The sequence below is a fragment of the Neobacillus sp. DY30 genome (assembly GCF_030123065.1).
Lineage (GTDB): Bacteria > Bacillota > Bacilli > Bacillales > Cytobacillaceae > Neobacillus.
This window is the reverse complement of the sequence record NZ_CP126093.1, coordinates 3004508-3026642: the sequence shown is the minus strand read 5'-3', so window position 1 is coordinate 3026642 and position 22135 is coordinate 3004508. Positions and strand designations below refer to the sequence as shown.

Sequence of the window (22135 nt, the reverse complement as noted above, 5' to 3'; positions counted from 1 at the left end):
CCAATTCGCATATCAATTGGACTGCTTGTATTTGTTGGTTCATAAGGATTCAGTCATTTTATTTTTGGGCACTCTATCCGAAAAGTATTGAAGTAATTCTTAAACTGCGTTAAACAACTATCATTTTAATAATTATAAAGAAAATAAAGATTAAGTAACAGCGGAGTAATAATAGAAAGAAATAGCGCGGATGAAATCATGGCAATGCTTCCCATTGTTCCCTCAAGCTCCCCCCATTGAAATGCACGGCTTGCGCCAATCGCCTGGGCAGAAGTCCCTAATGCAAGCCCCCTAGCTATTTTGCTCTGGATTCGAGTCAATTTCAGCAAAAAAGGACCAGTGACTAACGAAAAAATTGCAGATACGACAACAAACAAGATGGTCAATGACGGAATCCCCCCCATTGATTGGGAAATCGATATGGCTATTGGCGCTGTTACCGATTTTGGAATCAGTGAAAACATCATTTCCTTATTCAGGTGCAGTAATTTTGTTAACAGTATAACAGAAATGACCCCCATTAACGTCCCCGGTAAAACAGCTAAGAAAATAATAAAGAAATGTTTTTTTATAATCACCAAATGCTTGTATAACGGAATAGCAAGTGATACCGTTGCGGTACCTAAAAGGAATGAAAAAATCCCGTCCCCATCTGTATAATAACTTATATTTAGGTGGAAAACGTTAATGAAACAAATAATTATTACAGTAGAGGTATATAAAGGATTCAGCCACGTCTTCTTAAATCTCTTAAATATCCTCAAACCCACAGCATAACTCAATGAAGTCGTGACAGTACAGAAGACAAGCTTATAAATCATGATATCCATTTTTATTCCCCCTTTTGTTTTTATCGAAAGCCTCTGCAATAAAGGCTGTAACAAGTAAAACAGTTAAACTGCTGAGGGCTAAAGTTATCACCAGTTTTATTCCCTCTATTCGAAAGATACCGGTGTAATGTATAATTCCCACCGAAAAAGGAATAAAAAGAAGGGAAATGTGTTTAATATGCCATTGGGCAATATCTTCAATCCATGATAGTTTAATAGCCCCACTATACAGTCCTAAAAATAATATTCCCATGCCAATCATGCTTCCAGGAACAGGGATGTGTAGCAAAGTTGCGATTTTATTCCCGAGTGTATATATCAAAAGGATTGTGATAAATTGAGCAAGATACCGAACCATCCTATTCCACCTCACTATAATAATAAGTATTTAATCTTGTTTATTTAAATTTAACTCTTCGATGTGTTTTAGTATGTCATACTGATCATCAAATTTCTTTTCTTTTAGAAGGATTTCTAACAGAGAATTTTCATTGCGGAAAGCGAGCTTTTTTAGAGGAAATTAACAGACAAGTTTAACAGAACCGTACAAAAAAGGGGTTCCCCTAGAAGTTATACTTTTGGGGAACCCTTTTTTTTCTTGTTAAATATCGTACGAATTATGATGCGAATTCCTCAGCAGTACTTGCAGAGAATTCTGCTAAAAGTTCGTAAATATCTCCCGCGCTGCCTTTGAACTTGTAGATTCATTATTCAATATTTTAGTAGCTTCTACCTTTTCACCACGCAGCAATTCAAGTTCAACTACTGGTTTTTGTATAATCGTTCCCTCATGAATCCATTACTCTCTTGGTAGGGTTAGATAATGGGCCCATCCTTTGGAATCAGTTGGAGGTTCAATTTCGGGTAATCCTTCCAGACAACAAGGACTCGTGTTCCATGTCCGGTGATAGGTTGTTTGAGGAGTATAGAAATCAAACCCCGCATCTAGTTCTTGAAAATCCCCATGTTCAAAAGTACCTGTTTCGGTAAGCTTGCCACTAAAATATCCTAATTCAATATTTACGAAAAATTAACGATAAAACGAGTTGCTATGAGTAGTGATGGAAATGGACCAAGATCACAGTACAAGTAGAGCTAGTTAATTGACGCTAGTAAAATGATTTTTTTTTTACGAGTTGCACTTTAATGCAATCGATTCCATATATATTGACTTTCGTCTTTTAAGTAACTATATCAACTTTACTATATTTGCATTTATTGCAGTACCAGACTACAAATTCTCGCTCCTGGGAGTACAGGAAATGAACGATTGATGTCTCTGTTAAAACCGTTCAAACCATTTCATATGTTTCTACAATAAAGTAGCCTGATCACTCTGTTAATTTACCCTTGAGCCCTTCTCTTTGCTGCAAAGTTAACCATGAATGACCTTACTAATCAAAAAAACGCAGCCAGTTTCCCAAGGAATGGGACTGACCGCGTAAATGAATTGAATCTCTCTAATTGATTTTTTTGACATTCAGATTTCCTTCGAAGGAATAATAGAAAGGTTTTTGTTTTAGGTTCTTGAAAAGAAGTGACAAATGCTTTGATAAGTGGAAACCAATCTCGTTACTATTCAGTCTATTTTTGTCTATTAAAATTCCCACCACTGTTCCACTGTGAGCAACAACAATTCCGCCTTGAAATGTATGAGCTAATTTTTCCAATTCAGCATAATAAGGTTTTCTTAATATTTTTTGATTCACTCGTGCACTAATCGTTGTTGCCTTACAAATAAGAGAAAACTCGTTTTTACTGAATCCTTCTCTGACCCAATGATATGCTTCTGAAAATTGATGTTGATCATATCGATCATATGCTTTTGTGAATTGATTAAATTCAATTGTATTTATGGCTCCTCCGAGGTCTATCCCAACGAGGATGAATGGCGGTAAAACTCCAAAGCTTTCAATAAGATCACCGTGTATATAATCATAAGCCACAACCTCATCATACATAACACCATCTGTTGGCTCAATCTTAGCGGCTATTTCAGAAATTATTTCTTGCGTTAGGGGGAGCGAGTAACTATGAGCTATTGCTTTCATAGATGCTACAATATCTGCAGAACTACTCGCCATCCCTTTGCCCATTGGAATATTTGACCGAATGTCAAGTTTGCCGCCACCATTCAAACCAAACTGATTTAATAACAATTTTCCAGCTTTAATTCCCTTCCCCTTTGAATTCACACCTGTTAATTCTGGTGAAGTTGGATCTGGGATAAAGCTTGCCTCACTTCTCAAACTTTTGATTGGAAAAGTTATTAAAAATGGCCGTTCGTCTATTATCCCTTGCACAAGTTCTCCAAATGTTCCATTACAACTTCCCTTACCTATTTTCATTGTGAAAGCTCCTATTTCATCCACAGTTCAACCAACAAAGAAGTGATAACTGTTTGGACACCCTTCATTGGGTAATCCCCCTTTTTTCGAATTCCTCCATTTTTTGTTCAATCAAATCAAGCTTTACGTGCGACCTTACATGATCCGCTAACAGATCAAATGCTTCTTCACGCAATTGGTTGAAGGATACACGCTGATGAATCGGCTCCAATCCTTTTCCTTGGCGAATCTGATTCAGCAGCTCCTTACGAAATCCATCATTATGAAAAATCCCATGAAAGTAAGTCCCAATGATTCTTTCATCTGCGGTTTTACAGCCATCTGTTCGGCCTTGTGTATTAATTAGTCCCCGGGATTCTCGGGTCGTCCACGTTTCTCCCATATGAATCTCATAACCTGACACATTGAAATATTTGTCGTTAAGGTGTAAGAGTCCGTTTGATGACAGTGTCGTCTTGTCTTTTGTAATGGTCGTCCTGATGGGAAGTAAGTGCAGACCTTCGATTTCTTGGTGAAGTGATTCAATGGCAAACGGATCCTCGATTTTTTCACCGAGCATTTGATAGCCACCGCAGATCCCAAATAGAAGGGTTTCGTGCTTTTCCTGCAATTCCACGATTTTCTCGGCGATACCACTTTTTCTTAAAAACAGCAAATCCTCGATCGTATTCTTGCTTCCAGGAAGAATCACTATATCTGGGCTGTGTAATTGGTCTGCTCTTGTAATAAACCGGACATGGCAATCAGGTTCGGCAAAAAAAGGATCGACATCGGTGAAATTGGAGATTTTCGGATACTGAATCACCGCAATATCGAGTTCTTTTTCGGTATTTCGGACCGATGTATATTGATTTAATATCACGGAATCCTCGGCATCAATGTTTAAATTCTCCAAATAAGGAATCACTCCCAGAACCTGTTTTCCTGTATATTCCTCAAACCATGTTAATCCAGATTCCAAAAGCCGTATATCACCGCGGAATTTATTGATGATGACGCCGATGACTCGGTCACGGTCATTAGGGTCCATGAGCTGAAGGGTTCCTACTAAACTGGCAAAAACTCCGCCTTTTTCGATATCCCCAATCAAAATCACAGGCGCGTCAGCCATTCTTGCGACCCGCATATTGACCATTTCCCTGTCATTCAGATTAATCTCGGCAGGACTGCCCGCCCCTTCAATGACAATCCGTTCATACTTTTCTGACAGAACAGCAAGCGATTCTTTAATAAGCTCAATACCGGTTTGAAAGAATTCCTTGCGATACGCACTTGCTTCCATATTTTTATACGGTTTTCCATGGACCACAATTTGGGATTGGTTATCCCGATTCGGCTTCAGCAGAATCGGATTCATATCAGTTGTCGCCTGAATCCCTGCCGCTTCGGCCTGGACCCCCTGTGCTCTTCCAATCTCTTTTCCATCCACTGTGATATAAGAGTTTAACGCCATATTTTGTGACTTAAAAGGAACCGTTTTATATCCGTCCTGGGCGAATATACGGCAAAAGGCCGTCACGATGACACTTTTGCCGACATCCGAATTGGTACCTTGAAACATCAGTTTAAGAGCCTTCGCCATTTTCTTTGAACTCCTAACATTTCTTGATTTAATTTTCGACTGTCACAGGCCACGAGCCAAAATGAAAATGAGTATAACAATACCGGTTGTCTAACCACTAATTATGGTGATGATGATGTTCATACCCATGTTCTTCCGCATATTTACGGAAATTCTCTAAATCTTGCATTCCAGTCGAAGTACCGTTTATGGCCTGATTCATTCGTTCTAAGAGTACCGTTCTTAACTTTGGATGATAGCCAAAATACTGAGCAATATCAATTGATATGTGCGGATAAGACTCTTTAAACTGTTCGGCCATTTTATTCATTCTTTCCATTAAAATTCCCGTAAATAAAAAATACGGCAGCATGATGATTTTTTTGGCGCCTAATTTAATGCAGCGTTCCATCCCATCCTGCACAGTTGGCGTCGTTACTCCCATAAAGGCACTTTCAACAATAGGTACATTTAATTTCTCCCACAATAATCTGCTGATTTTATAAAAATCACCATTAGCATATGGATCGCTGCCGCCTCGTCCAATTAATAATATGGCCGTATCCTCATGCCTTTGATCCACATCAAAACCTGCTTCAGTAAGTCTTGTTTTTAAAATTTCAAAAACTTCCTCATGAACACCTATCGTTTGGCCATAGGTAAATTGAACATCTGGGAAATGCTCTTTAGCATGTTCAATTTCTGCAGGAATGTGCAGTTTCGAGTGTCCTGCATGTAATAATATGATAGGAATTACATGGATTTCATCCGCACCTTGTTCAACACACAGCTGAATCCCATCTTCAATATTTGGTGATGCAAATTCTAAAAAACATGTTTCTACTAAAAGGGCTGGATCAATGTATTCTTTCATTTGCCCGACAAATTTGCGAACTTCTATATTCCCTGCCTCGAGCCTGCTGCCATGTCCAACAAATAATACAGCTTTTTTCATCGGTCCATTACCTTTCTTGTATTTTTCAATTCCTTTTATGCGATCTTCGCTGCGTTTCCGCACACCGTGCTCCATTGAATAAATGATCGCATCTTGTTCAACTGCTTCGTGAACAATATCACGTGCGGTTTCTTTATGTTGAACCGAATACCATGTCCCTTTTGGGTAATCAATTACGACGCATTTATCTTTACAGCGGCCGTTACAACGTGTACGCGATGTATGAATATGCTCATCTAAACGGTTTTTCCGGATTTCGTCTCGAATTTGCTGCGTGACCTCCTCAGCACCTGCTCCCATACAGGTTGCCCCATTGCAAATGAGTAAGTGGCGCTGCATTTGCGTTAAATTCCATGTTGTCATAAAGTGACCTCCCCCTCTCCCATCATCTTGTAACCATTATGTCTATTTGTTACATCAACAGTGCCCCCGATTAAAGCCCCTATTAGTAATGTCATAACGAAACTTAGTCATGTAACTTCACAGGCTCCCAACTAATGATCGCAGCATAGAATGGGTAACGGTATACATACTGGCCATCCTCCATTGCTATAAAGCGTTCGAGTGATGCTTTCACATGTGCCATATCAAACTGAGGTGATAAGATTTTTTTGCTTTGTGCTTCATATAATTGCTGCAATGTATCATAACGATACTCACGCTCCAGCTTGAGCATTTCACAATTTGCATAAATTCCTAACTGATACAGCATATTGACGATGGTAATATAATCACGACGAGGATGTTTAATGTCATAGCCAAACTGCTCATCTAAAATAACGTAATGCGGCTGAATAGGTCCTGTTGTTAAACCAATGATGGCGCGCTTTTTAGCAAGCCTGTTCATTTTTTTCAGCGCCGTATTCATTTCATACATACGATAAAAGCAGTTCACCCCAATAACAACATCATGCTGCTCAATTTGCGCTTCTTCCCATTTACTATGAACGAACTGTAGATTTGCATCGTTTTCAAAGTATTGTAATAAATAAGCAAGCACACTTTCAGAACCATCCACTAACGTTAGACTTTTGACATCTTGACGGAGTTGGAAGGTATAGTTGCCCCATCCCGGCCCCATTTCAATACAAGTTGAATTTTTGGGGATATGTTGTTTCATTTTTTCGTAAATTTTTTTTGCATAGTTATCTGTTTGCTTGTATGTTTTTTTCTTCATGGACTGAGCCCAATATGCTTCTTCCAGCACATCATCGACCATTCGTTCTGGCATCTTGCCATGCCAGTCTAACATGCCTTCTTTCCACAGCTTTTCAAAATCAAATTGTAAAGGGGGGCATTTTATCATTGAATTTTCTCCTCAATCTCGACAACATAAATGGACAATCCTTGCTGAATAGCAACAGCTGCCCTTACTTCATTCATAACTTTTTTATGCTGTTTGGTCTGTACTTCAGGGCGACTTGGTGCTTAAAACTCAAGCCCCTTCATCGCTTTGACATCCTGATCAGCATAATAATGTTTTGTTGCATCAATCGTTGACACTAAATCGGCTAAAGCGAGAAGAGATGGATGTGCCGAGCGACCTGTGATGACCAGATGCATCGTTTGGGGTCGGTTTTGTATGGCCTCTAACACCTCTGGTAGTGGCAATACATCGTCGATAGGAAAACGTGTGATGGCTAACGCATTATTCAGTTCATCCAGCACTAATAGGTCTGTTGTTTCATCATTTAGCTCTTCTTTTACAATCTGCCAGGCTTTCGCAAGTGCCTCGCGATGCTCCTCCGGTGTTTTCGTCCAAGTAAAACCAATACCTAATTGCACTGTTTCAACACCAAGTTTTCCGAGGGCAATTTGTTCACCATATGTACGTTCAGGTGATTTAATAAATTGATAGTATTTCACCTTCATGCCGCGGCCAATTGCACGTAATACGACACCAAGTGAAGCGGTTGTTTTTCCTTTGCCTTCACCTGTATAAACTAACAGCATCCCCTGTCGAGCCATGTGCAAACCTCCTTATAGCCAAGTTGTTTTTTCTGCAAATGGTGTACGCTTTTTCGCGGAAGTGAATTCTTCTGCAGGGTAACCAATGCATAACGTCCCTACTAATTGCTCCCGATCCGATGCGCCAATAAAATCATGTAATGCTGTATCATGTACTAAGCCTACACCGCGTGTACGCCATACCATGCCTAAACCCAGCTGTTCGGCCATTAACCACATCGACATAATCGCACTGCTGACTGCAAAGGTATTATCTTTGGTTGCACCTTCATCTCCATCGACAATGGCAGATGTCACCACAATGATAAGCGGTGTCTTTGTGATGGCTTCCATTGAGCTTTCCACCAAATGTGGTTTTGTTGGGAAGCGTTTTTGTAAATAATCAAGCGCCACCTGCTCATAACGTTTTAAGCTGTCTCCCTGTAATACATAGAAATGCCATGGCTCACGCATACGGTCATTTGGTGCATACGTTGCTGCTTCTAATAATGTCTCAATTTTGTCACGTTCCACTTCGCGCGTTACAAATTGGCGAATCGCACGGCGTTTTTTTAATGCATCTAACATAATTCATGCTCCTTTTCTATAAACCAGGCAATTTGATCCCGTACACTAACTACCTCTCCAACTAAAATCATGGATGGATTAGAGATACGATGGATTTGAATATCTTGTGCAATGGTTAAGAGATTGCCTGTAATCGTTCGTTGGTTTTCAGTTGTGCCCCATTCGATAACGGCAACAGGGGTTGTTTCACTTTTGCCATAGGTTATTAAGCTTTTCGTAATATGCGCGATATTGCCTATGCTCATATAAAAGGCCACCGTATCAATTTGAGCAAGCGCGGACCAATTTAAAAAGTCCTGCTCCTTTTCTTGGCGGCCATGACCTGTAACAATCGCAAAGCTTGCAGCATGATCACGATGTGTTACAGGAATCCCTGCATAAGCAGGCACAGCAATCCCCGCTGTAATACCAGGTACGATTTCAAATGGAATATCGGCTTGCCGTAAAATCACGGCTTCCTCAGCACCACGTCCAAAGACAAATGGGTCACCGCCTTTTAAGCGGAGAACCTGCTTGCCAAGATTGGCTTGTTCCACTAGGACACGATGAATTTCATCCTGAATCAGTCCATGCCTGCCTGGTTCTTTTCCACAATAAATCAGCTCGGTGTCTGCTTTCGCATGTTTTAATAATTCAGCATTCACCAGACGGTCATATAAAATCACATCTGCTTGCTGAATGCACTCTAATCCACGAATCGTCAATAGTTTGGGGTCACCAGGACCAGCTCCTACAATATATACAAATCCGCTCACTGTTTTTCTCCTATAAGCTGCTGCAGCCACGCTTCACATTTTTGTTTTTCACCTTGCTCCATCCAGTTTAATAACTGTGGATCCAGGAGCTCTGCTAATAGCTGTTTTTTCACATCGCCCGTAAATACTTGTATAATTCGCTGACGCGCTTCCTTTAAAAATGAAACATACTGCGCGTAATGTACTCCAAATTGCTCTTCTAAATCCGTCTTTACTTGGCGTGTCAGACCTGGACTTGCTCCAGACGTCGATACAGTCAATACGAAATCACCACGACGAACGACTGCTGGATTGATGAAATCAACACGTCCGTTTGCATCCGCACGGCTGAGTAATTGCCAATGCTGTGCCGCTTCTTCCACTGCATTATTTACGTCTTCGTCATTTGTAACGGCGAAAATCAGTGCTGCATCATCTAAATCAGCAGGTACAAATGCTTTTTCTTTCCATGTCACAAGCCCTTCATTGATGTAGTGCTGCAATTTTTCGGTTACAGCTGGGCTTATCACTGTCACTAGTGCCTTTGTTGGCAGCAGCGCTTCTACCTTTTGACGAGCTACATGTCCGCCGCCAACAATAACAACCTTTTTATAGTCAATATTCATTAATAGTGGGAAATAATTCATTGTTTATCCTCCAAACATGCTGTCAGCCAATTTTTCACAAGCTGTGGATTCGAAGCAAAATGAAAGTGTGTATAACCAGCAACAATATTTTTATGTAGATAACCTTCCTGCTGAGCACGAAAACGGCCTTTACTAAAATAAGCTGGTGATGTATGCTCCCCCTCATACGTTGAGTAATGGAACTCATGCCCTTTTGCCTGCTCCACTTCATTGATTAGAAAATTGCCTGGAACACCTGTAATTTCCCGGTATCCAAGTGCCGCTAATTTATCCTGCATCCGCACACGTCCTGGAATGATCCCGAGCATTGGGAATACCTGTCCTTGACGATTCACAATTTCCTCTGTTAAATACATAAAACCGCCGCATTCCGCTAATGTTGGCATCCCTCGCTCAAGTGCGGCTTTTATTGATTGCTTCGTTTCTTCATTTTTCGCCAATTCTTCAGCAAATTCTTCCGGGAAACCGCCGCCGATATACAGCCCCTGCGCTTTTTCTGGAACTTCCTCATTTTGTAATGGAGAAAAGAAATGCAATGTGGCACCATATGCACGGAGTAATTCTAAATTTTCTTCATAATAGAAGTTAAAAGCGGCGTCCTTTGCAACTGCAATATGTACTTCTTGTCTTTGCGGCTGTACATCAAAGATAGATTCAGTTACGTCCAATGATTGTGTTTTTGTAATTTCCAGTAGTTGTTCAATATCCACTGTTTCTTCGATTGCTCCTGCAAGACTATCAAAATAGGAATCTAAATCACCTCGTTCAATGGCTGGCACTAAACCCAGATGACGGCTTGGCATCAAAGGTACTGCTCCTTTTGGCAGATAGCCAATGACAGGAATTCCACATCCTTGTTCAATTGCTGCTTTGACAATTTCAAAATGGCTTTTACTTCCTAATTGATTGGCAATTACACCAACAATATTGGAGCTTACATCTAACAGTTGAAATCCTTTGACAATCGCAGCCGCACTCCTTGCCATACTTGCTGCATTGACAATTAAAATGACAGGACTTTTTGTAATCTCACTAATATGAGCAGCAGATCCTTCATTTGATAATGGCGACTTGCCATCATAAAAGCCCATCACCCCTTCAATAATAGCTGCATCTGCATCTTGGCTCGCTCTTGCAACAATGGCACGAACGGTTTCATGAGACATCATGAAACTATCAATATTACGAGAAGGGCGTTTTGTGACAGCTGTATGATACGTTGGGTCAATATAGTCAGGACCGCATTTAAATCCCTGGACTGTTAATCCACGCTTCATTAGCGTACGCATAATGCCGATCGTGAATGTTGTTTTTCCAACACCACTTCCTGTGCCGGCTAAAACAAATCGATTCATCGTACTTCCTCCTCAAAATTGACACGTGCAATGGATATCGTCACATTTCCGCTTTTCTTTTTCTCCCGCAGTAACTCTTTCGCATTCGCATAACGCAATGCGGCCGGCTCACTGACCCCATATGCACCTGTATATTTAAAGACTGTTTCCGATGGGTTTTGCATCGGTATTTCATTTAGCTGGTCAGGTGTGTACGTTACAAAAGGCCAGTTATATTTAGCAGTTAATTCAAGCAAGCCAGTTTCGTTTTTCTTTAAATCGATGGTCGCAACTGCTTTGACACTTTTTTTACTTAAATACAGCTCCGCTAATGTTTCATCTATGACTGCTTCGATCTCTGCCATTGACGTACCACGATTACACCCAATGCCAAGTACAATTGATTTTGGGCGATACATAACTCCGTTCTCGAGCAGGACCTCTTCATGTGCCTCAATTAAACGATCTGTAATAAGCAGTGCTGCTTGTGGCTTTGCCATGATTGCTTCCTCTATCGTTGGATAAATTTTTAAATTGTCAGGCATTGAACGATCGTACATCCACCAATTTTTTTCACCCGTTTCCTGCACGATCGCAACATGCTCTTCATTGACAACCGATGCACTAACAGGTGTTAATTTCTCTTCACTATCCCACATCCACCCAAATTGGGCGCCAAATAAATCCACGGGAATCGTTTTTTGAACATCAGACGCGGTTGTAACAACGGGTGCAGCACCAATCGCATTGGCAAACTCATGGGTTAAGGCATTGGCACCGCCAATATGACCTGATAAAACGCTGATGACATACTGGCCTTTATCATCCACTACTAACACTGCAGGATCTTTCTTTTTATCAATCAAAAGTGGGGCAATCATGCGAACAACAGCACCAAGGGAAATGATGCAAATGATTCCTTTATACTGCTGGAACAAAGCGGGCAATAATAGGCGAACGGTACCATCAAATAACTGAATTTGGCGCGCCTCTTCGTCGCCCTGTTCGAATTTCTTCATATAATATAGATCCGCATAAGGAAATTTTTCCGCGTAGCTTCTTGCATGTGTCACACCATGTTTTGTAATGGCAACAAGGGCATATGGTTTGCGTTTTTCGATTACAGGAATTTCACCTTCACGTAAACTAATCATTTGCATTCACACCCTTGCGGAAGCCATGAGTAAAGGTCTTATCATAGAGCTTCGATCGATAATTTTTTTCATGGATATGCGGGTCTAATGCCCAGCCTGCAAGAATCATCGCATGCTTGCGAATACCATTGACACGCATTGCTTCATCTAATTCAGCCAGTGTTGTCCGCACAATTTTTTGGTCAGGCCACGAAGCACGCTGCACAACCGCAACTGGTGTATCGTCTGCCCAGCCTGCTTCCTGCAATTCTTTGGTAATTTTCTTTGTTAATGTCGCACTTAAAAACATGGCAATCGTACAGTGATGGCTTGCCAGTGCCTGTAATTTTTCACGCTCAGGCACTGGTGTTCGTCCTTCAGCACGTGTTAAGATAAGCGTTTGGGTTAAATCAGGAATCGTCAATTCTGCCCCAACTGCTGCTGCAGATGCAAAAACAGAACTTACACCTGGAACAACTTCATAGCTAATCTCATGCTGCTTCAACAGTGCCACCTGCTCCATCGTTGCCCCGTACATCGCCGGGTCGCCTGTATGTAAACGTACAACCGTTTTGCCTGCATTGACACGCTCGACAATACAATCCACCATTTCCTGCAGATGCATCCCTGCTGTTCGGATAATTTCGGCCGACTCCTTCGCTTCCGCTACTAACGATTCACTTACGAGTGAATCAGTATACATCACAACATCCGCTTCTTTTAATAGCTTTAAACCTTTCACCGTGATTAAATCCGGATCTCCCGGACCTGCACCGATAATCCAAATTTTCTTCATTATTTGCGCACCACCATACATGACAAGTAATTTAATTCTGCACCTCGAAGTTCATTGATCTTCCAAATGACCTCTTCCTCAGATGTCACTTTTGTAACGACATGTGCTTTTTCTAATAAATTCATTTCCTCCAGTAGGTCGAGCATTGCGTCTATAACTTTTGCTACTTTGATAAAGACGATCGCATCGTGGTTTTCAATTACTCGGTGCATTTCTTCCATATCCTCCGTAGCAGGAATCATGGCGACATGGTCATCACCATCAGCCAAAGCAATCCCTAAGCGATTAACAGAACCATTAAACGAAGAAATACCCGCTACCGTTTCAATCGGGACATCAGGGTACATCGATTTCATTAAGTTCATTAAATGAATAAATGTGCTGAACAGCATTGGATCCCCTTCAGTCACAAAAGCTACATCTTTTCCTTGAACTAAAAAGCTATAAATCGCTTCCACTGATTTTGTCCACTCAGTTCTTAGTGTATCTTCATCCTTTGTCATCGGGAATACCAAACCAAGCATCTCTTTTTCTGCTGGGTTAATATACACTTCAACAATACGATGGGCATAAGATTTACTGCCCTTTAATTTTTTTGGATAAGCAATGACCGGGCTTTCCTGTAATCTGCGAAATGCTTTTACAGTGATTAATTCTGGATCTCCCGGCCCAACACCTAATCCAAATAACGTTCCAATTCTCATTATTCTTTTCCTTTCTTTGCTGTCACAATATAGATTGGATTTAACGGTTCAAAACGCGTTAAATTTAAGATTGGTTTACTCTTTGAAATTTGTGTCTGTAATATCGATACTTCACAGCCTAATGCTTTTAGATGCTGCAGCGCTTCTGCCAGATTTTCAATTGTTGCAATATTCATAACAAGGCGTCCATTTGGCTGTAATCGTGAAATACATGTTTGCAATAAATGCAGCATATTTCCACCGTTGCCGCCAATAAAAATCGCTTGCGGATCTGGAAATTCATCCAGACGATCAGGGGCCTTCCCCAGCACTGCAACAAAATCTGTTCGATGTTTTAATTGATTTTCCAGGCAATTTTCAAGGTCACCCTCATTTTTTTCAATGGCATACACGGCACCTTCCCTGGCAATTTTCGCTGCTTCTATTGCAACTGAACCTGTGCAGGTTCCAATATCCCAAACAATGCTATTTTCTTTAAGCTCTAACTCCTGGAGAGATAGAGTTCGAATTTCTCTTTTCGTAATTAATCCTTTATCTGGCTTTCGCTGAATAAATGCATCATCCGAAATTCCAAGAGAAGAACGTTCCACTACTTCACGCTGTTTTAAAATCACAACATTCAATGGAAAAAAGGAGGTTTGCTCCATTTCGTCCAATGTGAAGTTGCGGCACCGCTCCTTTTCGCCTTGTAGATTTTCAGCAACAAAGGCATCATATTCTGTCATGCCGAAACGCTTTAAATATTTTGCAATGGCCTGCGGAGAATTCGTTTCATCTGTTAAAACAGCAATTTTTTTACGCCCATCAATTCTTTGTGCAAACCCTTTTATGGAACGGCCGTGCAAGCTAACAATATACGCATCCTGCCAGCTTTCCTGCATTTTAGAAAAAGCGAGCTGCACCGAGCTGGTATAAGGATAAATCTCTAACGGGAGCTTCTTCGCAAGCACAGTGCCAAGTCCATAAAACAGTGGATCACCGGACACTAAAATAACGACATTTCGTGTTTCTTGCTGTAATTCAGCTGTTAATGCTGACAAACCGCCTTTGATTACTTTTTTTTCTTGTTTAAATTCCGGGAAAAATTGCAAATGACGCTCCCCGCCTACAAGTACATCACATTCATTGATCCACTCTGCATATTGGGGGAGCAATCCTTCCGCGCCATTATCCCCTATACCAATCATCTTCATCCAATTTGTCAATATTCTCAGCCTTTCCTAAACAGTTTCCATTCATGGCATACAAGGTTGTCGACACTTTGATGTCAGTATTCATATGATTTAGTGCATAGTAGCAGCAGTTTTTGCACAGTGCTGCAAAGAATGACTCGTTTCCCTGAAGCATATCTCCAACCTGAGAAGCCGTATTCGCCTGTAAAATTTCTCGCTGCGTCTCTCCATCAACACCCACTTTATTGGCAATACCTGCTAAAAACTCAAAACTAATCGGTGCACTTTTTGAGTGAACCATCATCACGCCTTGGGCAACTTTTGAGAACTTCCCCATCATCCCTACTAGCGAGACTCTCGGAATCTTCTTCCGTGCAATATTTTTTAACGTAAAACCAACAAAATCGCCCATTTCGATAAATGCTTCTTCTGGTAAATGAGGATACTGCTGCATAGCATATTTTTCACTGCGTCCACCCGTTGTAATGACTAAATGCTCACATCCTGATTCTTTCGCTACATTGATCGCTTGCACGATACTTGCCATATAAGCAGAACTTGAAAATGGAACCACTGTTCCCCGTGTACCTAATATCGAAATTCCGCCAATAATACCTAAACGCCCATTCAACGTTTTTTCAGCAATTTCTTCACCATCTGGTACAGAAATGATTACTTCAATTCCGCAATCCAATTTATATTTTTCAATCGCTTCTTGTACAACGCCAAATATCATTTTTCGTGGTACGGGGTTTATTGCTGCTTGACCAACTGGTACAGGTAGTCCCGCTTTTGTCACTCGCCCTACACCAACCCCGCCATCTAAATGAATGCCTTTTTCTTTTGAATAACGAACGGTACTCTGAATTCGTGCTTGATGCGTAGCATCAGGATCGTCCCCGGCATCTTTGATCGTTTCACACATAACCCGGTCATCTAATACTTCAAATGCCGCTACTTTAAATGTTGCATACTGGCCAACCGGTAAATAAATTGTGACTTCATCTGGTACCTTTCCTACGACAAGAGCTTGCAATGCTGCCTTTGTCATCGCTGTTGCACAGGCTCCTGTCGTATAGCCGTGGCGCATTTGTGAAGGGTCTTTTTTATTTCGTTTCTTTTGCTCGTTCATCCGCCATAATCGAAATGGCATTAAGTGCAGCGACTGTCACTGTACTGCCACCCTTTCTCCCTGCATTCGTAATAAATGGAATTCCTTCCAGCACTGCTAACTCCGCCTTCGACTCAGCTGCTGATACGAAGCCAACTGGCATACCAATAATTAAATCCGGTTTTGCCTCACCTTCTTTAATTAATCGAATTAACTCAAGCAGCGCGGTTGGAGCATTGCCAATGGCATAAATTCCTCCTTCTTGTAAACGCGTTGCTTTTTGCATGGAAATAATAGCCCGGGTTGTGCCTTGAGCCTTTGCTTCCTTTGAAACATCTTCATCTGCAATATAACAATGCAAGTCCCCGCCATGCTTTTGGAATCGCTTGCGACCAGACCCACTTTCAATCATTTGTACATCCGCCACTACATGACGGCCCGCTAAAATGGATTGAATCCCTGCCTCAATGGCATCAGGCGTAAAAATCATGCTGCGGCCTAATTCAAAATCTGCTGAAGCGTGAATCACCCGCCGAACCACTAACCATTGCTCATCTGTAAATGAATGTTCGCCCATCTCTTCTTTGATGATGGCGAAACTGTGATCATAAATCTTGTCTGGATCGACCGTTACAGGAATAAATGTTGTATTAAAGTTCATGTTTGCCATGAATAAAACCTCCCAAAGCCTGAGTTACTTCTTCGAAAGAAGTACAAAAATTTTCATATTCAATCGCTGGCCGCTTTATTAAAATTACAGGAATCCCTAATTGCAGAGCAGCTGTCATTTTTTCATCTACAGATCCCACTTTGCCGCTTTCTTTCGTAATCATTAAAGTCACATTATACTGCTCACATAGTGCTTTATTTAATGATTCCGAAAATGGACCCTGCATCGCAATAATATCCTTTTGTTTTATGCCTAACCTATGGCACTTTTCCATGTTCCCTATATTTGGAAGCATTCTGCAAATAAGCCGAATTTCATCACGCATTAAATATTTCGTAAATATTTCTAACGTTTTGCTGCCTGTTGTTAACATGATCGTTCCTTTATGAAATTGAGCTAATTTGGCTGCCTCTTCATAGCTTTCAACCTCTGTAATTAATGGAGAAATAAACTGTTCTTCTGGCCTTTCATAACGAATATAAGGAATATCACATGCTTTTGCTGCTGCCATTGCAGTTTTCGACGCTTCTTCCGCATATGGATGGCTGGCATCGATGACACTGGTCATCATTTGCTTCTGAATAATCGCCATCATGTCATCCACTGATAACCGACCCACTTGATAAGGAATATGGTGGGCTTTTAAACTTTCGGCTGCAGATTCTGTGACTACTGTTGCTAATAAAGGATACCCTTGATTTTGCAATTGAATGGCTAGTGCTCTCGCATCACTTGTGCCTGCTAAAAATAAAATCATGTGTTCCTCCTAATCTCCACATGGTGCCGGCTCGACTTCAATTTTGGAGCTCATATCCTGATAGTTAAAATACTGAATTCTTTTCACCCGTTTAAAATATTTAAAAAGGCGTTCATTTGGATGGGCATTTTGTTTGTACTCTTCTATAATTTTCGTTAATAACGGCAGCAGTTGATCTGGTTCAATTCCTTCTGCTACTGGCTGTGCAGCATGGGCTGTACGGCCAACCGGCTTTGCGCCAATAAATAAATCAAATTTTTTCTTGCGGTAAACGATCCCAATATCATCGAATACTGCCCGATAACAGGCCATACCGCAGCCGTTGAAACCAATATGTAATTCTTTTGGAAGCTTTAAGCCCCCCAATTTTGCTCCTATTTCTTCTGCATATGGAATTGATTCTGCTTTTTCCCCGTAGCAAAAATCACAAGCTTTTACATTTAAAACATCTCCCACAGGCATGACGATTAAATGATTTTGTTCAAGCTTTTCAACAATCGATTCAGGCTGATCTGTTGGAATCTTTAGTAAAAAACGATGATCCGGTGTATATTCCATGGTGCCTGTCTCGCCAATGGTTTCTGCTAATACGCGCATTTGTTCAGGCGTAATAAATTTATTGGCAACACCAGGTGAAACAGCAAATTCAAATATATCTTCGATTGGCTGCTGAACTAAATGCGGATGGTCTATTTCCAATTTAGTCACCATGGATAAAGCCTTTAAGGCCAAATCTAATGAGCTAACTTCTTGTTTTTTTCGTTCAATTTGCTCATAACCAGCTTGTGCTTCCCCTGTTTCTTGATTTAATGCCCATGGTTCGGCTTCCTTTTTCAAACGCTGATGCGGTTTTAAGCTTTGCTTTTCTTCACCTAACGTATATTTACGCTGATAACCTCGAGGGGTAATGATTTTATTGTCATAAAAGAATGTAGAAGAATTTCCGATCATAACCGTTGTCAGCATTCCGATATCATGTTCAAGCATTTCAGCCAGTGTTGTCAGCACTACATTTTGATTTTCACGATAAGCACTTTTCACAAGTCCCACCGGTGTTTCTGGAGATCGATATTTTAATAGAATATTTTGCGCTTCAACAATTTGGCGTGTCCGTCGACCGCTTTTCGGATTATATAAAGCTATAACGAAGTCCGCCATCGCAGCTGCTTCAATGCGCTTTTCTATTACAGTCCAAGGCGTCAAATGATCACTTAAGCTGATCGTGCAGGAATCATGCATGACTGGTGCACCCAATAAACTCGCACAAGAATTAATGGCTGAAATACCTGGAACAATTTCAACCGCAATTCCATCTTTTTCAGTCCAGCCCTTTTCAATCAGCACTTCATACACCAATCCAGCCATACCGTAAACGCCTGAATCTCCGCTGGAAATGACTGAGACAATATGGCCTGCTTCAGCTTTCTTTACTGCATCCTGTGCACGCGACACTTCTTCTGTCATACCCGTACTGACAATGGACTTTGCTGATACGAAAGATTCAATTAGCTCCACGTATGTTTTATAGCCAATAATACAATCACTTTGCTGCAAGGCAACTACAGCTCGATTTGTAATATGCTCACGATCACCGGGACCGAAGCCAACAACAAAAATTTTTCCCTTTTTCATAAACTTACCTCCAAATAAAAAATGCCTGCACTCCTTTTAAAAGGAATACAGGCATGTGAAATGGCAGTATAAAAAAAAGCATACTGAAACACAAAAAACAATAGGTATAATTGTCCCGCCTATACTTCTCCCTCCGAAAAGCAAGTGTCGTTTAAATAAGCAGGTTTCCTGACTTAAGCTTCTTTTTACTCTTACACCTTCCCAATTTCTCAGTGGCATTGTAATTTCATCAGCTCTTACAGTAGCGGGGGCTGTACTAGACTTTCACTAGTTTCCCTTTTACCTCACAATAGTGAGCACTTATTTAAATTTATTATTAAATTTTTTACTAATATATCATATAATCTCAAAATTTAACAAACTATTTTTTTTGTAAATTTATAAAAGCTTTGTAGAACAGCCCCATAAACACAATCATTCCATCATTTCAAACAGTTCTGCTTTCGACCTGGGATACTTTTTATTGGAAAAATCCGTTCTATGAAATTTTTCAAACACCTCCATGATCCAAGGTTTTTGTAAATGACTTTTTTCGAGAATTTCTTTTTTATTAAAAACCTCAATGGGTGTTCCTTGAGCTAATAAGTGCCCATTGTTTAAGATAATGATCTCATCTGCCCACTCATAAGCTAAATCTACATTATGCGTTGACAATAAAATCGTCCGATTTCGGTGATTCATTTTATCCATAATTTCCATTATTCTATTTGAATAATAAGGATCGAGTCCATCTGTTGGTTCATCTAAAACCATTAATTCTGGATCAATCGCAACAATTCCAGCGATTGCTACCCGTTTTTTTTGTCCGATACTTAAAAAGTGAGGAGGTTTATCTTTAAGAGATTCCGTTTCTGTTAATGTGATGACTTCCTTAACAAGCCTCTCTATTTCTTCGGTGGGTAAATTTAAATTTTTTGGACCGAACTTAATATCGTCATAGACACTCGATGAAAAAAGTTGGGTTTCAGAATTTTGGAATACAATACCGACTTTTTGCCTTAATTGCTGAATCTCTTTCCGTTTATAGGTCAACTTCTTTCCACTGTAAAAAATGCTTCCACTTGTTGGCTTTAAAATACCGTTCATAAGCAGAAATAGTGTCGATTTCCCAGCTCCATTGTTCCCTAATAAGGCTATCTTCTTCCCTTTTTCAATTGAAAGATTTATTTGATTCAATGCCATCGTTCCATCTGCATATTGATAAGAAACTTGTTCAAACGTTAAAATTTGTTCACTCACTCTGCATACTTCCTTTTCATTGATCTTTCATGATTTTGTCATAACATTTATCATGAAAAGTGTTACTAACGAAATAAAAATAAAGACAAAATGCCCACGATTGTAGCTCAATGATAGATCCACATCATACAAATGTTCATCTCCACCTCGGCTATCAATTGCGATTTGAAGTTCTTTTGCTGAGCGCATCGATTTAACGAAAAGGCTGACAATAAGCTGTGCAACGCTGGAAAATCCGCTTTTATAATTTTGATAGCCAAGCCTGCTAGTTTGTGCAATATAAATTTCATTCATCTTTTCCAATAAAACAAAGATAAATCGATATGTAATCCCCATTAATTCTATAAAAACGGTGGGGAGTTTTACTTTTTTTAATACCCACATCATTTGATTAAGAGGAGTTGATAAAACAAGAAAATATAAACAGCTCACACTTGCTAAAATCGTTGTAGCTAGTTTGTATGATTGTTGGATACCCGGTGAACTAATATAGATTTGCCATAAACCTATTTCAGCCTTCCAAAGCACATCTAGATCTTCTTGATAAATTGGTGCAATGGAAAATATAATGGCAACTATGCTTGTCATTAAGAAAACAAAAGGGACGAAAAGAAGTTTCAAATAAACTATAAACGGGATTTTCGCCCTGAATATCACCACGATACTCATTACAGTAAAGGTAAAACAAGCCACCGAAATATTTTTTGAAAGAATGGTAAAAAAGAGAAAGATCAGCGCAAAGCTGACCTTCTCAACGGGATGAACATCTTTTAAACCGCTGGAATAAGCATAATCATCAATTTTTATCATAGCATTCCCTTCATTCTGCTATTGTTTGGATGAGGAATACTTTTTTTTAGCTTTTCCATATCCAATAACATAGCCAATAATGATGGCACCAAGAGCCGCTTGTAACGAGAATAGTAAACTTTCAATTTCTCCACTTGGTGGTTCCCATATCGCATTAAACCAAGGCTCATAGTCAGGAGCCACTTCGATAATCGCTTCCTCCGCTTTCCCGTCAGCCCCACCAAATTCAGCATTTTTCAAAAATATTAAAGGGATAATAGCTAATAGAATCACGAGTAAAAATAATACTCCATTTCTCATGTTAACGTGCCTCCTTCATCGCAGGTAATTGATTTATTTCTGTCATATTATATTTTTGAAGTAAGTTCATCACAATAACCGTAAGTAAGCCTTCACTAATCGCTAAAGGTACTTGTGTAAAACCAAAGATACTAGCAAACTTAACAAATGAAGCCACAAATCCACCTACTTCAGCAGGGAAAGCTAAAGCTAATTGAACCGATGTCACTAAATATGTCCCTAAATCCCCTAACATTGCAGCTAAAAAAACTGAAACGGCGAGAGAAAAATTCATTTTTCTTCCAAACTTGTATATACCATAAGAAAGTAAAGGTCCGACGACAGCCATCGAAAAGGCATTTGCTCCTAACGTAGTAATTCCACCATGTGCTAACAAAAGTGATTGAAATAAAAGGACTATTGTACCTAAAACACTCATCGCCGTTGGACCAAATAAAATTGTCCCCAATCCTACACCCGTTGGATGGGAACAACTACCTGTCACTGAAGGAATTTTCAACGCAGATAATACGAATGCAAATGCACCAGACAGACCTAACATTGATTTCAATTCAGGATTTTCTTTTAATTTCTTCGTTATCGATCGTATTCCAACGGCAACAAATGGAATGGTGATCCCCCACCAAAAAACAGCCCAACCCAATGGTAGAAATCCTTCCATAATATGCATCGCATAGGCTGGACGATAAGAATTCGTCCAAAAATAGCTTGTTAAACCTAACAGTACAACAAATGAAAACCATAATGATCTTTTTTTCACTTTAAACTTACCTCCATCGTATAAATAGTGACCAAACTAAAAAGAGCATTTAAACCTGGTGGGTTTAAATGCTCACAAAAAACACTGGTATGTTCTGCTTTATTAAT

Annotated in this window: 24 protein-coding genes and 1 riboswitch; all 24 genes read right to left on the bottom strand. The window is 40.1% G+C overall.

Going from position 1 to position 22135, the window contains the following annotated elements; all coding sequences use genetic code 11:
- Positions 1-125: 125 nt before the first annotated feature.
- The 24 genes from QNH29_RS14590 to QNH29_RS14475 all read right to left on the bottom strand — a co-directional run bounded on the left by QNH29_RS14590 (position 126) and on the right by QNH29_RS14475 (position 22028).
- A complete protein-coding gene (locus QNH29_RS14590; protein WP_283865464.1) occupies positions 126-830 on the bottom strand; it encodes an LrgB family protein in 705 nt (234 codons plus the stop codon).
- Entirely contained in the window at positions 811-1188 is a 378-nt protein-coding gene (locus QNH29_RS14585) for a CidA/LrgA family protein (protein ID WP_283865463.1), read from the bottom strand. The genes QNH29_RS14590 and QNH29_RS14585 overlap by 20 nt, the downstream gene beginning before the upstream one ends.
- Before the next feature lie 441 nt (positions 1189-1629).
- On the bottom strand, positions 1630-1848 hold the full coding sequence (locus QNH29_RS14580; RefSeq protein WP_283865639.1) for a glycoside hydrolase family protein: 219 nt from the start codon (positions 1846-1848) through the stop codon (positions 1630-1632).
- A gap of 442 nt (positions 1849-2290) precedes the next feature.
- Complete coding sequence (locus QNH29_RS14575; RefSeq protein ID WP_283865462.1) at positions 2291-3178, bottom strand: GHMP family kinase ATP-binding protein; 888 nt, start codon at positions 3176-3178, stop codon at positions 2291-2293.
- Positions 3179-3242: 64 nt separating this feature from the next.
- Positions 3243-4760 carry a cobyric acid synthase gene (locus tag QNH29_RS14570; RefSeq protein ID WP_283865461.1) on the bottom strand — a complete coding sequence of 506 codons (1518 nt, stop codon included), beginning with the start codon at positions 4758-4760 and terminating at the stop codon, positions 3243-3245.
- Positions 4761-4857: 97 nt separating this feature from the next.
- The gene (locus QNH29_RS14565; RefSeq protein WP_283865460.1) at positions 4858-6057 is read right to left on the bottom strand and encodes a CbiX/SirB N-terminal domain-containing protein; all 1200 of its coding nucleotides are present in this window, start codon (positions 6055-6057) and stop codon (positions 4858-4860) included.
- Between the two features lie 103 nt (positions 6058-6160).
- Complete coding sequence (locus tag QNH29_RS14560; protein ID WP_283865459.1) at positions 6161-7000, bottom strand: methyltransferase domain-containing protein; 840 nt, start codon at positions 6998-7000, stop codon at positions 6161-6163.
- A 122-nt stretch (positions 7001-7122) separates the two neighbouring features.
- Positions 7123-7662 carry a cob(I)yrinic acid a,c-diamide adenosyltransferase gene (locus QNH29_RS14555; protein ID WP_283865458.1) on the bottom strand — a complete coding sequence of 180 codons (540 nt, stop codon included), beginning with the start codon at positions 7660-7662 and terminating at the stop codon, positions 7123-7125.
- 12 nt (positions 7663-7674) lie between these two features.
- Positions 7675-8229 carry a nitroreductase family protein gene (locus QNH29_RS14550; RefSeq protein ID WP_283865457.1) on the bottom strand — a complete coding sequence of 185 codons (555 nt, stop codon included), beginning with the start codon at positions 8227-8229 and terminating at the stop codon, positions 7675-7677.
- A complete protein-coding gene (gene cobA / locus QNH29_RS14545) occupies positions 8223-8984 on the bottom strand; it encodes a uroporphyrinogen-III C-methyltransferase (protein WP_283865456.1) in 762 nt (253 codons plus the stop codon). The genes QNH29_RS14550 and cobA overlap by 7 nt, the downstream gene beginning before the upstream one ends.
- Positions 8981-9610, bottom strand: coding sequence for a precorrin-2 dehydrogenase/sirohydrochlorin ferrochelatase family protein (locus QNH29_RS14540; RefSeq protein WP_283865455.1), 630 nt, complete (start codon positions 9608-9610; stop codon positions 8981-8983). Before QNH29_RS14540 ends, cobA begins: the two co-directional genes overlap by 4 nt.
- Positions 9607-10965 carry a cobyrinic acid a,c-diamide synthase CobB gene (locus tag QNH29_RS14535; RefSeq protein WP_283865454.1) on the bottom strand — a complete coding sequence of 453 codons (1359 nt, stop codon included), beginning with the start codon at positions 10963-10965 and terminating at the stop codon, positions 9607-9609. Before QNH29_RS14535 ends, QNH29_RS14540 begins: the two co-directional genes overlap by 4 nt.
- Positions 10962-12098 carry a cobalt-precorrin 5A hydrolase gene (locus QNH29_RS14530; RefSeq protein WP_283865453.1) on the bottom strand — a complete coding sequence of 379 codons (1137 nt, stop codon included), beginning with the start codon at positions 12096-12098 and terminating at the stop codon, positions 10962-10964. Before QNH29_RS14530 ends, QNH29_RS14535 begins: the two co-directional genes overlap by 4 nt.
- Entirely contained in the window at positions 12091-12873 is a 783-nt protein-coding gene (gene cobM, locus QNH29_RS14525; RefSeq protein WP_283865452.1) for a precorrin-4 C(11)-methyltransferase, read from the bottom strand. Before cobM ends, QNH29_RS14530 begins: the two co-directional genes overlap by 8 nt.
- On the bottom strand, positions 12873-13577 hold the full coding sequence (cobI, locus tag QNH29_RS14520; protein ID WP_283865451.1) for a precorrin-2 C(20)-methyltransferase: 705 nt from the start codon (positions 13575-13577) through the stop codon (positions 12873-12875). Before cobI ends, cobM begins: the two co-directional genes overlap by 1 nt.
- Entirely contained in the window at positions 13577-14770 is a 1194-nt protein-coding gene (cbiE, locus tag QNH29_RS14515) for a precorrin-6y C5,15-methyltransferase (decarboxylating) subunit CbiE (RefSeq protein WP_283865450.1), read from the bottom strand. The genes cobI and cbiE overlap by 1 nt, the downstream gene beginning before the upstream one ends.
- Entirely contained in the window at positions 14745-15881 is a 1137-nt protein-coding gene (locus QNH29_RS14510) for a cobalt-precorrin-5B (C(1))-methyltransferase (RefSeq protein ID WP_283865638.1), read from the bottom strand. The genes cbiE and QNH29_RS14510 overlap by 26 nt, the downstream gene beginning before the upstream one ends.
- Positions 15856-16530 carry a precorrin-8X methylmutase gene (locus QNH29_RS14505; RefSeq protein WP_283865449.1) on the bottom strand — a complete coding sequence of 225 codons (675 nt, stop codon included), beginning with the start codon at positions 16528-16530 and terminating at the stop codon, positions 15856-15858. Before QNH29_RS14505 ends, QNH29_RS14510 begins: the two co-directional genes overlap by 26 nt.
- Entirely contained in the window at positions 16511-17287 is a 777-nt protein-coding gene (gene cobK / locus QNH29_RS14500) for a precorrin-6A reductase (protein WP_283865448.1), read from the bottom strand. The genes QNH29_RS14505 and cobK overlap by 20 nt, the downstream gene beginning before the upstream one ends.
- A gap of 9 nt (positions 17288-17296) precedes the next feature.
- Positions 17297-18919, bottom strand: coding sequence for a precorrin-3B C(17)-methyltransferase (gene cobJ / locus QNH29_RS14495; RefSeq protein ID WP_283865447.1), 1623 nt, complete (start codon positions 18917-18919; stop codon positions 17297-17299).
- 141 nt (positions 18920-19060) lie between these two features.
- Positions 19061-19238: riboswitch (cobalamin riboswitch) on the bottom strand.
- Positions 19239-19333: 95 nt separating this feature from the next.
- On the bottom strand, positions 19334-20158 hold the full coding sequence (locus tag QNH29_RS14490) for an energy-coupling factor ABC transporter ATP-binding protein (RefSeq protein WP_283865446.1): 825 nt from the start codon (positions 20156-20158) through the stop codon (positions 19334-19336).
- Between the two features lie 27 nt (positions 20159-20185).
- Positions 20186-20968 carry a cobalt ECF transporter T component CbiQ gene (cbiQ, locus tag QNH29_RS14485; RefSeq protein ID WP_283865445.1) on the bottom strand — a complete coding sequence of 261 codons (783 nt, stop codon included), beginning with the start codon at positions 20966-20968 and terminating at the stop codon, positions 20186-20188.
- 18 nt (positions 20969-20986) lie between these two features.
- On the bottom strand, positions 20987-21268 hold the full coding sequence (locus QNH29_RS14480) for an energy-coupling factor ABC transporter substrate-binding protein (protein ID WP_283865444.1): 282 nt from the start codon (positions 21266-21268) through the stop codon (positions 20987-20989).
- Between the two features lies 1 nt (position 21269).
- Positions 21270-22028 (bottom strand): energy-coupling factor ABC transporter permease, encoded by a 759-nt coding sequence (locus QNH29_RS14475; RefSeq protein WP_481858802.1) that lies wholly within the window; start codon positions 22026-22028, stop codon positions 21270-21272.
- Positions 22029-22135: the final 107 nt, after the last annotated feature.

What these genes read in the sequence shown, in the direction of transcription:
- cbiE (WP_283865450.1), bottom strand. Translation starts at nt 14,770, where the DNA reads ATGAAGATGATTGGTATAGGGGATAATGGCGCGGAAGGATTGCTCCCC.
- QNH29_RS14550 (WP_283865457.1), bottom strand. Translation starts at nt 8,229, where the DNA reads ATGTTAGATGCATTAAAAAAACGCCGTGCGATTCGCCAATTTGTAACG.
- QNH29_RS14540 (WP_283865455.1), bottom strand. Translation starts at nt 9,610, where the DNA reads ATGAATTATTTCCCACTATTAATGAATATTGACTATAAAAAGGTTGTT.
- QNH29_RS14575 (WP_283865462.1), bottom strand. Translation starts at nt 3,178, where the DNA reads ATGAAAATAGGTAAGGGAAGTTGTAATGGAACATTTGGAGAACTTGTG.
- QNH29_RS14510 (WP_283865638.1), bottom strand. Translation starts at nt 15,881, where the DNA reads ATGAACGAGCAAAAGAAACGAAATAAAAAAGACCCTTCACAAATGCGC.
- QNH29_RS14530 (WP_283865453.1), bottom strand. Translation starts at nt 12,098, where the DNA reads ATGATTAGTTTACGTGAAGGTGAAATTCCTGTAATCGAAAAACGCAAA.
- QNH29_RS14505 (WP_283865449.1), bottom strand. Translation starts at nt 16,530, where the DNA reads ATGGCAAACATGAACTTTAATACAACATTTATTCCTGTAACGGTCGAT.
- cobI (WP_283865451.1), bottom strand. Translation starts at nt 13,577, where the DNA reads ATGAGAATTGGAACGTTATTTGGATTAGGTGTTGGGCCGGGAGATCCA.
- cobK (WP_283865448.1), bottom strand. Translation starts at nt 17,287, where the DNA reads ATGATTTTATTTTTAGCAGGCACAAGTGATGCGAGAGCACTAGCCATT.
- QNH29_RS14590 (WP_283865464.1), bottom strand. Translation starts at nt 830, where the DNA reads ATGGATATCATGATTTATAAGCTTGTCTTCTGTACTGTCACGACTTCA.
- QNH29_RS14480 (WP_283865444.1), bottom strand. Translation starts at nt 21,268, where the DNA reads ATGAGAAATGGAGTATTATTTTTACTCGTGATTCTATTAGCTATTATC.
- QNH29_RS14565 (WP_283865460.1), bottom strand. Translation starts at nt 6,057, where the DNA reads ATGACAACATGGAATTTAACGCAAATGCAGCGCCACTTACTCATTTGC.
- cobJ (WP_283865447.1), bottom strand. Translation starts at nt 18,919, where the DNA reads ATGAAAAAGGGAAAAATTTTTGTTGTTGGCTTCGGTCCCGGTGATCGT.
- cbiQ (WP_283865445.1), bottom strand. Translation starts at nt 20,968, where the DNA reads ATGATAAAAATTGATGATTATGCTTATTCCAGCGGTTTAAAAGATGTT.
- QNH29_RS14555 (WP_283865458.1), bottom strand. Translation starts at nt 7,662, where the DNA reads ATGGCTCGACAGGGGATGCTGTTAGTTTATACAGGTGAAGGCAAAGGA.
- QNH29_RS14535 (WP_283865454.1), bottom strand. Translation starts at nt 10,965, where the DNA reads ATGAATCGATTTGTTTTAGCCGGCACAGGAAGTGGTGTTGGAAAAACA.
- QNH29_RS14585 (WP_283865463.1), bottom strand. Translation starts at nt 1,188, where the DNA reads ATGGTTCGGTATCTTGCTCAATTTATCACAATCCTTTTGATATATACA.
- cobM (WP_283865452.1), bottom strand. Translation starts at nt 12,873, where the DNA reads ATGAAGAAAATTTGGATTATCGGTGCAGGTCCGGGAGATCCGGATTTA.
- QNH29_RS14570 (WP_283865461.1), bottom strand. Translation starts at nt 4,760, where the DNA reads ATGGCGAAGGCTCTTAAACTGATGTTTCAAGGTACCAATTCGGATGTC.
- QNH29_RS14560 (WP_283865459.1), bottom strand. Translation starts at nt 7,000, where the DNA reads ATGATAAAATGCCCCCCTTTACAATTTGATTTTGAAAAGCTGTGGAAA.